This is a genomic window from Sulfobacillus thermosulfidooxidans, assembly GCF_001280565.1.
Classification (GTDB): Bacteria; Bacillota; Sulfobacillia; order Sulfobacillales; family Sulfobacillaceae; genus Sulfobacillus; species Sulfobacillus thermosulfidooxidans_A.
Map to the genome: position 1 here is coordinate 1443999 of NZ_LGRO01000001.1, position 12890 is coordinate 1456888.

11 protein-coding genes and 1 tRNA gene are annotated in these 12890 nt (G+C 47.1%); 3 read left to right on the forward strand and 9 right to left on the reverse strand.

What is annotated here, in order from left to right:
* Positions 1-2 precede the first annotated feature (2 nt).
* The gene (locus AOA63_RS07235; RefSeq protein ID WP_053959075.1) at positions 3-956 is read left to right on the forward strand and encodes an ABC transporter permease; all 954 of its coding nucleotides are present in this window, start codon (positions 3-5) and stop codon (positions 954-956) included.
* A 38-nt stretch (positions 957-994) separates the two neighbouring features.
* Here the strand turns inward: AOA63_RS07235 and AOA63_RS07240 are convergent, their stop codons facing one another.
* Positions 995-1423 (reverse strand): threonyl-tRNA synthetase editing domain-containing protein, encoded by a 429-nt coding sequence (locus AOA63_RS07240; RefSeq protein WP_053959076.1) that lies wholly within the window; start codon positions 1421-1423, stop codon positions 995-997.
* A 78-nt stretch (positions 1424-1501) separates the two neighbouring features.
* Here AOA63_RS07240 and AOA63_RS07245 point away from each other — a divergent pair, with 78 nt between their 5' ends.
* Complete coding sequence (locus AOA63_RS07245; protein WP_053959077.1) at positions 1502-3031, forward strand: ABC transporter substrate-binding protein; 1530 nt, start codon at positions 1502-1504, stop codon at positions 3029-3031.
* A gap of 351 nt (positions 3032-3382) precedes the next feature.
* On the opposite strand, the gene AOA63_RS07250 is transcribed toward AOA63_RS07245, so the two are convergent.
* From AOA63_RS07250 to AOA63_RS07285, 8 genes are all read right to left on the reverse strand, one after another.
* A tRNA-Pro gene (locus AOA63_RS07250) sits at positions 3383-3459 on the reverse strand.
* A 152-nt stretch (positions 3460-3611) separates the two neighbouring features.
* Complete coding sequence (locus tag AOA63_RS07255; RefSeq protein WP_053959078.1) at positions 3612-4565, reverse strand: ABC transporter permease; 954 nt, start codon at positions 4563-4565, stop codon at positions 3612-3614.
* Positions 4566-4580: 15 nt separating this feature from the next.
* Entirely contained in the window at positions 4581-5474 is an 894-nt protein-coding gene (locus AOA63_RS07260) for an ABC transporter permease (protein WP_053959079.1), read from the reverse strand.
* Positions 5475-5576: 102 nt separating this feature from the next.
* The gene (locus AOA63_RS07265) at positions 5577-7340 is read right to left on the reverse strand and encodes a peptide ABC transporter substrate-binding protein (protein ID WP_053959080.1); all 1764 of its coding nucleotides are present in this window, start codon (positions 7338-7340) and stop codon (positions 5577-5579) included.
* Between the two features lie 225 nt (positions 7341-7565).
* Positions 7566-9044 carry a stage IV sporulation protein A gene (gene spoIVA, locus AOA63_RS07270; RefSeq protein ID WP_053959081.1) on the reverse strand — a complete coding sequence of 493 codons (1479 nt, stop codon included), beginning with the start codon at positions 9042-9044 and terminating at the stop codon, positions 7566-7568.
* Between the two features lie 142 nt (positions 9045-9186).
* The gene (locus AOA63_RS07275) at positions 9187-10188 is read right to left on the reverse strand and encodes an NAD(P)H-dependent glycerol-3-phosphate dehydrogenase (RefSeq protein WP_053959082.1); all 1002 of its coding nucleotides are present in this window, start codon (positions 10186-10188) and stop codon (positions 9187-9189) included.
* A complete protein-coding gene (gene der, locus AOA63_RS07280) occupies positions 10185-11501 on the reverse strand; it encodes a ribosome biogenesis GTPase Der (RefSeq protein WP_053959083.1) in 1317 nt (438 codons plus the stop codon). The genes AOA63_RS07275 and der overlap by 4 nt, the downstream gene beginning before the upstream one ends.
* A gap of 60 nt (positions 11502-11561) precedes the next feature.
* The gene (locus tag AOA63_RS07285; protein WP_139061517.1) at positions 11562-12155 is read right to left on the reverse strand and encodes a hypothetical protein; all 594 of its coding nucleotides are present in this window, start codon (positions 12153-12155) and stop codon (positions 11562-11564) included.
* 159 nt (positions 12156-12314) lie between these two features.
* Here AOA63_RS07285 and AOA63_RS07290 point away from each other — a divergent pair, with 159 nt between their 5' ends.
* Positions 12315-12878: a biotin transporter BioY gene (locus AOA63_RS07290; protein WP_053959085.1), complete on the forward strand. Its 564-nt coding sequence runs from the start codon at positions 12315-12317 to the stop codon at positions 12876-12878.
* Positions 12879-12890 lie beyond the last annotated feature (12 nt).

Genomic DNA, 12890 nt, shown 5'->3' on the forward strand with positions numbered 1-12890 from the left:
CGATGTTAAAATACATCTTTCGGCGCGTACTTCAGGCGATTCCCTCCCTTTTGGGTATTACGATAATTGGATTTTTCTTGGTTCACATTGTTCCGGGTGGACCAGCACAAGCCATGCTGGGACCGCGCGCCACCCCGGCTCGAATCGCTCAAGTGAACCAAGAATTTGGCCTTAATAAACCCTTACCTGTTCAGTATATTCAATGGTTAGGGCAATTATTACACGGCAATCTGGGTACATCTTACTTTTACAATGAAACGGTGTGGCACTTGATCGCCGTGAATATGCCACGAACGTTGTCCATTGTGGGATTGGGTGTTTTGATTGCCCATATTCTGTCCATCCTTTTGGGCAGTCTACAGGCGTACTATCATGACACCAAGTTTGATTATATTATGACGTCATTAACCTATTTCTTTTATTCCATGCCAATCTTTTGGTTGGGCATCATGATTATCATGTTGTTCTCAATCACACTGAATTGGTTTCCCAGCGGAGGACTCTCTAATCCGTTGAATCCCAATCCAGGATTTGGCTCGTGGGTTGCCCATACAACATTGCCGGTACTCACGATCGTTTTAACCACCGTGGCAGGTTGGGGCCGTTATATGCGCACCGCTATGAGCGAGAATCTCATTCAGGATTATGTACGGACAGCACGTGCCAAAGGCATAAAGGAATCTGTCGTCGTGCTTAAACACGCTTTGCGTAATTCGGTGTTGCCATTAATCACCCTATTGGGATTTGCGCTGCCTAATCTGTTTTCCGGTGCATTACTGGTCGAAGTGATTTTTAATTATCCGGGCATGGGCTTATTGTTCTGGGATGCAGCCAACCAACGAGACTATCCGGTAATTTTGGGAATCGTCGTGATTACTGGGTTTTTAACCATTCTCGGAAACCTCCTGGCCGACTTACTTTACGGCCTCGTGGATCCGCGTATTCAATATAACTAGGCCAGTTTCTTTCCAACAACGTCCAAGCAGACTTGGCACTATCTGCTTGGACGTTGTGCTCTCTGTGAACAAACAATTCGCCCTTTACTGGCAAGCTCCCCTCTATCTCTCATGCTAATTTCATAAATCCATCCAAATGTGGTTGACAAGATATGCTCGATGCCGTTAGCAACAAGTTGGTCTGGTAATAACTCATACAGTTTTTTTGCGGGATTTAGGGCCATGGGACAATCGGACAAATGGTTGAACGAATGAATCACCACCGGTAAGCCATCACGAGATCGCTCTCTCATAAAATCCAGCAAACAATCACTCACACTTTGACCCGTATCTCCTTGTTCCAATGCTAAATAAATGACAACAGCATCTTTCACCGAGACAGCACAGGGATTTGCACTCGCACTACGAATCGCTGGTACCGCTGGCACTGCCGAAAACTCTTGGGTGTAAAAATATAACGCCTTCACTGTGATATTCTCCTTGTCCAACTCTCCAAATTTTGTTGCGTCTCTTTGGTATAATACTAAAACATGAAGAAAGGACACATGGCAGATCATTCTATGCGGAAAAGAATACGGCAATGGATAGGACTTTTAGCCAGCCTGATGGTGTTAGCCGGGTGTGGGACCAAAGTCAGTCTCCCCCACCCGAGAATCTTTAATCGTCCACAAATTGTCTTGGGATTCCCCCGGTTTGGACTTAATCCTTTCCAAAGTGCTGGACCACCACATGATTGGATTATGAGCGTCATGTATGACAGTCTGGTCAAAATTCGGCCAAACGGTAACATTGTTCCTGATATTGCGAATAAGTGGCAGATTAAAGACCATTATACTGTTTACATTTTTCATTTGAATCCGCACGCCAAGTGGTGGAACGGGCGGCCAATAAGCGTTCATGATGTTGCCTGGTCTTATTGGCTCTACGCCAATCCCAAGGCTCCCATTCCCGCTTCCCAATCCCTGGTTTCACTTATTCGCGATGTGCGCATTATTAACGCCAGCACCATTGAGATCCGATTAAGACATCCTGACCCCAGCTTTTTGGCCGATGTTGCGGGGACAGGCAGCGGGCACTGGATCCTACCGGCATTCATGGTACACAATGTTCCGATTAACAAATTAGCATCGTCGCCCGTTTTTAATAAAATCCCTGACATGATGGGTTCAGGACCCTATCGGCCGGTTATGGCCTATAATGGCGGAATCAAATGGATCGCCAATCCTCATTATTTTTTAGGGGCACCGAAGACACATGCATTAATTACCACGTGGGATAATTCCCCAACTCCCGATATTAATTGGACGTCACAGACAATTGAAGGACAGCCTCGTGTTCTCTATTATCAGGGACCTGAGTATTACATGTTACTTTACAACATGCAACAGATGCCTGCAGCTCTGGGAAAAGCACTTCCAGAGCTCATCAATCGGCTTGCCCTGGCCCGTGCTGAAGCGGAGCCATTTGTTCCGGCATATGAACCCCTTGTTCCCGGAAGCCCTTATCATGTATCACAACCCCAAGTCAATCCCCATGCGATCTTAGTGCAGGCAGGATATAAAGAGATTCACGGTGAATGGAGTCTCCCCCATCATTCACCCATTTCGCTCACGGTGTTAACTGGCAATAGTCCAACCGCCATGTTATTAGGCACTGCCATTCACCATCAATTGGCGCTAAATGGAATTGCCAATCATGTGGTCACGACTGCAGATCTGACTTCGCTCCTGAGCCGCCACGCCTTTACGGTCGCTGTGATTGAACGGCGCGCCTACCCATATCCTCTTCTGTCACAGGAGTACGGTCCCATGGGTCCGCTCAATTATGGAGAATATCGTAACGTGATGTTTCGCCAATCCTTGAAACATATTCTTAATGCACCTACTCTGACAACATCTACCCAAAATGCATTAGGCGTTCTCTTACAATCACCCCCAGGAGTCTTTTTGTTGTGGCGCCAACATCAAGTCTTTGTGAATACCGAGGTCCAAGGATTTGAGATTAATGTGTTTGACCCATTATCTAGCATCCGTTATTGGAGTGTTCACCAATCACGCACGACTAATAATCCTTAACACATTGATGAAAATAGGGCCGTGGGTAACTTTCAATCCATGAGGCTTCCCGTATCCCGGAGAAACCCCACCGGGTAACATTATGGGCCGATTCATTTAAGCGGCTCGAGACGTCTAAGACCCCTACGGTCTCACTGTTGACTAGCTATGAGGTGTCAAAAATTCTTTCGACCTACGCAAGCATCACATGGGCATCTTGAAGGTTTTGCTTCACGATCTGTAATGTTAGGTATCGAATTTTTCTTATGCGGAACGCATAGGAAATCAAAAACAAAAGCCCGGAACATAGTGTATTTCCATATGTTCCGGGCTTTTCACAGGTTGTGTCATAAGGCTAAAAAATAATTCAAATGGTCGGACTGGCGGGATTTGAACCCACGACCTCTACCACCCCAAGGTAGCGCGCTACCAAACTGCGCCACAGCCCGATTTCGTGCAAAGAGATTATATCATGGGGGCTATTTCTTAGCAACTATTTTATCTCACTTGATTTCGGTCAACACAGAAATCAAAAACGAGAAGGAATCAACCTTCTCGTTTTTTTGCCGTCATATGGTCTTCTTTCCTAAAGATTGGTTCGTCATTTATAACTAATACGCGGATCCACCAAGCTGTATAGAATATCCGCTAAGAGGTTGCCAATTACGGTGAGAAGCCCAATAATCATGATAATCCCCAAAAGAATGGGATAATCTCGCTCATTGGCTGCATTCCAAAACAGAAGTCCCATCCCCGGATAGTTGAACACTAATTCCACCACTAATGCGCCCCCAAATAGGCTCGGGATAGAGAGGCCAAACAGTGTAATAATCGGCAGTAACGAGTTTCTCAAGGCATGTTTAAAAACAACTGCCAGTTCGGACAGTCCTTTGGAGCGTGCCGTACGGATATAATCCTGCAACATCGAATCGATCATGGAGGAGCGCATAAATCGTGCCCATGATGCTACCGTTGCCAGTACTAAAACGAGAATGGGCAATGTAGCATGATCAATATAGCCGACAAAACCTGCGGGACCTCCATTTGTAAAATTAATCCCTCCAGAAGGAAACCATCCCAGGTAAATCGAGAAGATCAGTACGACCATAATGGCCAGCCAGAACACAGGCATAGACCAGAAGAAAAAGGTTATTGTTGTGATCACGTGATCAAACCAGCGGTTGCGGAAATATCCTTGAATCGTCCCAAGAATAATCGCAATGAGATGAGAAATCATAATGGCAACCACAACTATGGCAATAGTATGCGGGAGATATTGACCGATTACTGTAAGCACGGGCTGATTGAAACTATAGGAATACCCAAAATTTCCATGCAGTAAATTGACAAACCAAATCCAGAACTGAACGTATAAGGGTTTATTCAGTCCGAGTGCCCGGTTGATAGCAGCTATCCGCTGGGGCGTTTGGTGAGGGCCCAATAACGTTTGGGCGGGACCGCCTGGCACAATATGCAAGAGAATAAAGCTAAATATTGCAATGCCAATTAAAGCGGGAATGGACTGGATTAAGCGGCGAAGTATATAAATCAACATGAGTGGCAACCTCCTTTATAAGCGAGTGTCGAGAGCGCTTTGCAACGCTTCAGAAATAAAGTTAATGGACAACAACGTCCACAACAGTGCAATACCGGGAGGATAAATCAACCACCATGCATTTTGAAACATGTAGTTCATCGAGGTCGACAGCATTTCGCCCCAGTTGGGTGCTGGAGCAGGTAAACCCAGACCCAGAAAGCTCAATGTCGCGATGGAAATAATAGAGCCGGCAATTTGAAAAATTGTCGCGACCATCACGGTTCCCATCACATTGGGCAATAACTCCCGCAACATGATGTGCCAGTTACTCGCCCCAAATGCCCGCGACGCTTCCACGTAATCCCGTTGTTTGAGAGAAAGAACTTCAGAGCGGACAATGCGGGTCACACCAAACCATGAGGTGATGGCAAGAATAATGGTAAGCAATAGAGCGTTGGGTTGAAACACGGCATCTAAAAACAACAAGACAAACAATGTAGGAATAGTCAGCAACACATCAATAATTCGCATCATAATAGCGTCGACGATACCGCCAGCAAGCCCACTAATCAGTCCATACCCGACACCAATAATCATGGAAGCGATAGCTGCCGCAAATCCTACAATTAAAGATACTTGCCCTCCCAACATGAGGCGGGCTAAATAATTGCGTCCCAGATCATCCGTGCCTAAGGGGAACTGGGCACTTGGTGGCGACATTAAGGCATTAATATGGGTCGCATAGGCACTTGCAGGATAGATAAGAGGTCCAACAAAACAAAATAGCACAATCGAAGTCAAGCCAATGACGCCTGCAAGTCCCAAGGGATGGCGCCAAAAGGCCCGCCAGGTTCGAGACCGTAATGGTTGCTCCTCGTACACGGTCTGCTCTTCAAGTGTCAACGAATTTGGTGTCTGTGAAACCATGCGAGGCCATCCTTTCTATTGTTAGACAGTACGTTTTATGCAAAACGACAGCATGAAAAAGACCGGAAGGGGCATAGTTTCCCTACCCCTTCCGGTTCTGACTTATTTCGATACCCACCAATAATTCGGAGAAATACCTCCAGTGAACGGATTAGCATATTTGACAACGTTATGAACATTTTTCGCCACTTCCGTATACGAAGGAGGCCAAGGAACAAATAATACCGGCAGATCTTTCGCCACAAACGCTTGGAAGTTGTACAACGCCTGCAACGATTGTTGCTGCGTGGGGTAGGGTTTATGCGTCAGAGCGATCAATTTGACCATTTCTGGGTTGTAATATCCCTGGTTGTCAAGCCCTTGGCCGGGTTTACCAAAGAGCCCGCCACCTGTCGGATACGATCCGCCCCAGGCAATCCCGCCGTAATCCATGATATCCCACTGATTATTCGTCAGACCAATAATGGTACTAAAGGGTTCAGCCTTCAACGAGACATCAATGCCCTCTTTGGCCCATCCCTGCTGTAACAACGTTGCTTCTTGAACAAATGATTGCGATCCGCTGGAATAAACCATCTGGAACTTCATTTGTTGGCCATTTTTGGTCATCACGCCGTTCACTTCATGCCATCCGTGCTCTTCCAGGAGTTTCTTACCTTGAGCCGGATTGTATGGATAGATGGTTTTCAATGACGGATCAAAGAATATGGTCTTCGGCTTGGGAGGGATAATGCCGACCTCGTCGACGGCATTCCCATGAAATGCCGCATCATTTATGGCCTGTTGGTTAATACCCATCTGCATGGCTTGACGCACATACAAATTCTTGAAAATATCACCGACTCCATTCGGCGCATTAAGACTTGCTTGGGAGTTGCCATGGTTCATATTGACGAGAACATCCCCATAGGCCAAACTGTTTTGGACTGACAAGTTGTAGTTGTTATACAAGGCTGCCCGCGAACCCCATAACGAATTGGGCAAATATCCGACTTGAATTTGACCTGTCTTGAGTGCAGCAAATTCCGCATCCCCACTGGTTTCATACTGGAAGATTAATTTCGAGACATAGGCTTTATGACCGTCGTATGAAGGATTGGGGACAAACACCCATTTTTGGCTGGACACCGCTTGACTCAACTTAAATGGGCCATCAACAACCTGATACACACTAGACGTGGGCTCGGTAGCCACTTTAGCCAGATAATTTAATTCCTGGGTCATATTCGTCGGGTATTTATCAAATACTGATTTGGGCAACGGCGTAAATTGGCCCAAACCATTGTAAATAAACCACTCTTGGTTAGCCGGTTGATTCAGCGTCACGGTAAATTGATATGGACCATTGGCAACCACACTCTTCACACCCGAAGGAATGTCACCAGTCCCCGCACCCACATACGGCCATGGAGCCGGCGCGTTCGACGCCGATGCGGCTTTAATCAAATCCCAGGTAAAAACCACATCTTGCGCCGTGACCGGGTGCCCATTAGACCAGTGGTACTTCGGATTCATCGTCACAACATACTGTGTGCCTGCCGCATTGGGTTTAATACTTTCCGCTATGGAGCGGCTATAATCTATAGATCCTGTGGGACCAATCGTAAACAAACTTTTATACATTAAACTCTGAACCCATGCATTATAAACACTGTCTGATGGACCATCCATAAGAGGAAAATACCAGGTCACATTACTATCCGCTGGCAATGCCATCACTATCGTGCCACCTGATTGCGGCTTTAACGATGCGGATGATGGTTGACTTGTTGTTGTCGGTGTACTGCCGCATCCTGCAAGAGCTAAACTCGCAGTCACAGCCAAAGCTGATGCAAGTGTGATTTTCTTCGACGTATTCCGCTTCAAGGAATCTCCTCCTAATCATGTTTACAGCACGGCTAATGAATTAATAGAAGTACTTTTCAAGCGAATCAGTATTCGACAATGAAAAATGAAAATCCTTCTAACAGCGGAATAAATTTTAAAATTTCATCGAAAGGACAAAAATCCTAAAAAACCTTGACAAATAAAAATCTGCCAATCATCTGTAATTTGGATGACTGGCAGTCAAATAAGATGGAACAACGAGGCTCAAATAATAATGCAGATAAGTCCTCCCGAACCTTCATTGATGATTCGCTGAAGAGTTTCCTGCAATTTTTCCTGGGCATTTTCTGGCATCTTAAACAACTTAGACTGAATGCTTTCTCGGACCAAATCATGTAAAGATTTGCCGAATAAATTGGTTTCCCATAATTTTACGGGATCGTCTTCGAATTGCTCCATCAGATATTGGACCAATTCATCAGCCTGTCGCTCTGTCCCAATTATTGGGGTAATCTCTGTTTCAATATCGGCCCGGATCATGTGAATAGAAGGAGCGGTCGCCTTGAGTTTGACACCAAATTGCGCTCCTCGACGAATAGGCTCTGGTTCGGCTAAATTCAATTCGGTAAGGCTGGGCGCTACCATTCCGTAACCAGTTGCCCGGACTTCATGCACCGCTTCTTCCACTTTGTCCCATTCAGCTTTAGCCACAACATATTCCCGCCACAGTTTCATAATGTCCCCATATGTGGCAACGTGGCGATCGGCCAATTCCCCGAGAACCCGGAAGAATAAATCACCTTGGACCCCCACAAAAATTTCTGCGATGCCTGTTCCCAAATCCATATGCACAAGGCGAACGTCATCCAGGTAGTCATAGCTCCTCAGGTTATTTACTGCCGGATCGACGTCTCGTAGACGGGTAATGGCTGCTTTGGCTTCATCCAGGGCCGTGTCGATTTGTTTGCGTAACCAGTGAGATGTCATTAACGCTTCCACCCAGTCCGTTAACTGGAAACTGATGTCGGTCACTGGGAATTCATAGAGAACTTGTTCGAGAATATGAACAATGTCTTCTTGTTGAAGTTCCTGGCAATTGACAGGAATAACCGGCACATCATATTTTTCTTGGAGTTCTAAAGCAAGAGCCATCGCTTCTTCTGAAGCAGGTTGCGAAGAATTTAACAATACCACAAAAGGCTTACCCAATTCTTTGAGCTCACTAATAACACGCTCTTCTGCGTCTAAATACGCCTCGCGGGGCAAATCGCCAAAGCTACCATCCGTTGTGACAACCAGCCCAATGGTAGAGTGGTCCTGGATGACCTTGCGGGTGCCAATTTCCGCAGCTTCCTCAAACGGCATCGCTTCATCTGCCCAAGGGGTCATCACCATGCGTGCACCGTCTTCTTCTAAATAACCCAAAGCCCCGGGCACAGCATAGCCGACGCAATCCACGAGTCGGGCTCGAAATGCAATGGCATCCGTGAGTTGTATTTCCACCGCCTCATCGGGTATAAATTTGGGTTCTGTGGTCATAATGGTCTTTCCGGTTCCACTTTGGGGCAGCGAGTCTTGAGCCCGTTCCCGGTCATTGAGGTCTTCAATAGCTGGTAGGATCATACGTTCCATGAAACGTTTAATAAATGTTGATTTGCCGGTGCGGACCGGTCCCACGACGCCGATATACACATCGCCGCCGGTTCGTTCGGCCAAATCCTTAAACAGATCAAACTTTTCCATCCTTGTGGTTCCCTCCCTTTAGGTCTCCATGTGGGTTGGCGCCGGTCCCCGCCTGTCCCGGGATCACCCTAATGATGACAGTAGCAAGATATGAGAGAACCACCGGATTCATGCTCATGCTGGTAAAAAATCTCATAGAAATCTAAAAATCAGATTCCTGTACCCGTTCCCGGCTCATTAAGTCCTGCACGGCTTGGCGCACAGGTTTACCATTAAAAATCTCCACCACCTCTGAGGTAATCGGCAAGGGCAAACGAAATTCATCGCCGAGTCGTTTGGCTACATAGGCAGTCGGCACACCTTCAACAACCATGGAGGTACTCGCGATAATTTCGTTCAGGGGCCGGCCTTTGGCCAGTTCCTGCCCTAACCACCGATTACGCGATTTAGGGGAACTCGCTGTAGCGACAACATCTCCTAGTCCCGATAAGCCCGCTAACGTACTCCATTTTGCTCCGAGTTCTACGGCCAACCGTCCCATTTCATGAAGACCTCGTGTCATTATTGCCGCCTCGGCATTGGCACCGAGTCCCGATGCATTGGCAATTCCCACGGCAATGGCTAAAACGTTTTTCAGTGCTCCACCTAACTCCACTCCCACAATATCCGGTTGGCCATACAAACGTAAATTCGCATGACCCAAAAGTGGCGCCATAGCCTCAAACAAGGTCGCACTGCCAGCAATGACACTTGCAGCGGGTTGACCCAAACTAATCTCATAGGCCAGATTCGGCCCGCTTAATGCTCCAAGCTGTGCATTAACACCTGGCCAACAATCTTGCAGCACTTGTGTCATCCGCAAAGCGGTATGTTCTTCAAGCCCCTTAGCGGCTGACAGCACATGATGCGCATCAGTAACGAATGGCCGCAACTGTATTGCCAAGGCACGCATGTGTTGGCTAGGAACAACCATCAGCCAATTATGGGAATATGTTGCCGCCTCGCCCAGATCATGCGTAAATATCACATCGGGTGGAAGTTTAAGATGTGTAAGATACTGAGGATGGCCATGTGTGCGCTTTAAAATATCACATAATTCTTGGCGTCTCACATACATAGTCACTTCGGTACCGGAGCGCGCTGCAATATCTGCCAATGTGAGGGCCCAATTTCCCGACCCAAAAATTGTCAGACGCGGTGTCATTGTTCAAACTCCCTTCTCGAACGGGGACGAAACGAGAGTTGAATAGGCGAACCGCGAAATCCCCATTTTTCTCTTAAACGGTTCTCCAGATAACGTTCATAACTAAAGTGAACCAATTCCGGATCATTAACAAAGAGAACAAAGTGCGGCGGCTTTGTCGACACTTGCGTTGCGTAATAGATTTTCAGACTCCGCCCCTTATCCGTTGGTGGCGGATTCAAATGCACCGCTTCTTGAATCAATTGATTGAGCTGGTGGGTGGTAATCCGCGCCGTAAAGCTTTGATATGCCTCGGTTATCGCAGGCCAAATCATATCTAAATGCCATTGGGTCACAACCGAAATGGGAATTATTGTCGCATAGTCTAAAAATTTGAGATCCTCACGGGCTTTGGTTTGGATAGGAACCGTGCTGCCTTTAACTAAATCGGATTTGTTGAGCAACACCACGCAGCCCTTGCGTGCCTTATGAATTTGGCCGGCAATGCGCTGATCCTGTGCAGTTAATTGGTCATTGGCGGCCAATAATAACAAAACAATGTCTGCATTGCGAATCGCATCTAACGTGCGTTGCACCGTTTTTTCTTCTAATTCATCAGATATCTTATTGGGTCGTCGCAACCCTGCTGTATCAAGAATGATGTAACGCTGCCCATCAATATCTAAGACACTATCCACAACATCCCGTGTAGTCCCGGCAATCGGGGTCACTAATGTCCGTTCCTCGCCGGTTAGCGTATTAAGAAGCGATGACTTGCCGACGTTGGGACGTCCCGCTAAAGCAATGCGAATTTCGTCGCCAGATGGTTCCTCTTCCGTGCCTGCCTGAGGGGGGAGACTGTCAACAATCCGGTCAAGTAAATCGCCTATTCCTTCTCCGTGCACCGCGGAAACCAACACGGGATCACCCAGTCCAAATTCATAAAATTCAATCCCGGTCACTTTGGGACTCTCAGCCTTATTGACAGCCAAAATCACCGGTTTGCGCGTCCTCCTCAGAATTTCTAGGACATCAAAATCTCCACCCGTAGGTCCCGCTTGACCATCTACAACAAACACGATTACGTCTGCGTCATTCAGAGCAATCTCGGTTTGGGCACGAGTCATCGACAATAAATCATCGTCATCACTAATCCATATGCCCCCCGTATCCACTAACGTAAACGTCCGACCGTTCCAGTCCGTATCCTCATAAAGACGATCACGCGTTACACCAGGCGTATCTTCAACAATCGCACGCCGGGTTTCAGTGATACGATTGAACAAAGCCGATTTACCCACGTTGGGTCTTCCGACCAAAGCTACCAATGCCAACCCAATCCCTCCAATGATTACGATTATCCCAGGGTCTTGGGACTCTGGCAAGACAAAGTCTTATGAATTCGACATCTCGGCATGGCGCTTTGTGTAAATCCAGTTCATAATCCATGACATATGCCACGCAATAAGGGTCGAACTCAACAAAAACGCCATGTCGCGTATCGTGCCAAAATGCATACGTCCCGCGAGAAATGTGAGGATGATACCAGATTGTACCGCGGCCATACCGGCTGATAACGCCGAGAACAAAGGATCGGAAATGATAGACCCCATGAACACACCCGTAATGACACTTTCCCACAGGGCCCAATTCACCACATCTGCATGATGAGGATTCACGGGACCAAAGCCTCGAACAACCGTAAGCATGACAGCAACCATAAAGGTCTCCCACCATAATCGTGGACGGGCTCTTAATAAAAATACGCTGCTCATGAAGGTTTCCCAGATTATGTTCCCGACATTAACCGAGCGAGAAGGATAAAATATTGCGCTAATGATTGCTATGACACTCGTCATCAGCATAACCAGACCGATTGGGGTCACACGCATTTGGTGCCTAGAGAAAATTTCACGTCCGAATCCTGTAATCATTAAGATGGATCCCGCGATCCAAAAAGTAAAAGTGGTTAAAATGAACATCGCCACCGCCTTATCCCCAACAATGTGCCGCCATTGATATTAAGACATCCATTATTGTCCCGCGCCAGTGTCTTTCCATGCATTTAGGCGTTGTGATAAAATGACGCAGCTTATAGGACAGCGTCATGGGTGTCGCAATTTTATCGTGTTTTCAGGAGGAATAATATGCCTTATTACATGCGGTTTTTGGTTTTGGCTTCCTTTATCACCGCCATTACAGCAGTGGGGGCTGTGACATCTTTTACCTTACCTTTTTTAACCGTCGTACCGTTTAGCTTGCAGGTATTGGGTGTCTATCTGGCGGGAGGCTTATTACCTCCCAAGTGGGCGTTTCTCAGCATGATGACCTATCTGATCTTAGGCGCCCTTGGGCTTCCTGTATTCGCCGAAGGAGGTCATGGTGTGGCCATTCTTGTGGGACCGTTTGGAGGCTACCTTTGGGCATTCCCGATAGCTGCATGGGCAATGGCTACATTGACGGGATCGACCACGCGCAAGAGCCGACTCATCGCCGGTCTAGCCGTTAATCTTATCATCATCTATCTGGGAGGCATGATAGGGCTCATTTTAACAACCCAAGCGACAGTGTCCCACGCATTTCTTGAAGGCGTGGTACCCTTTATCGGATGGGATGCCCTCAAAGCGGTCATTGCATTTCCGATTATTCGAAAAGCACGAGCGTTTACGATCGCCCGTTGGGGCGAAAATAGTTACCAACAAGCCGGCTAATCACGAAGAACA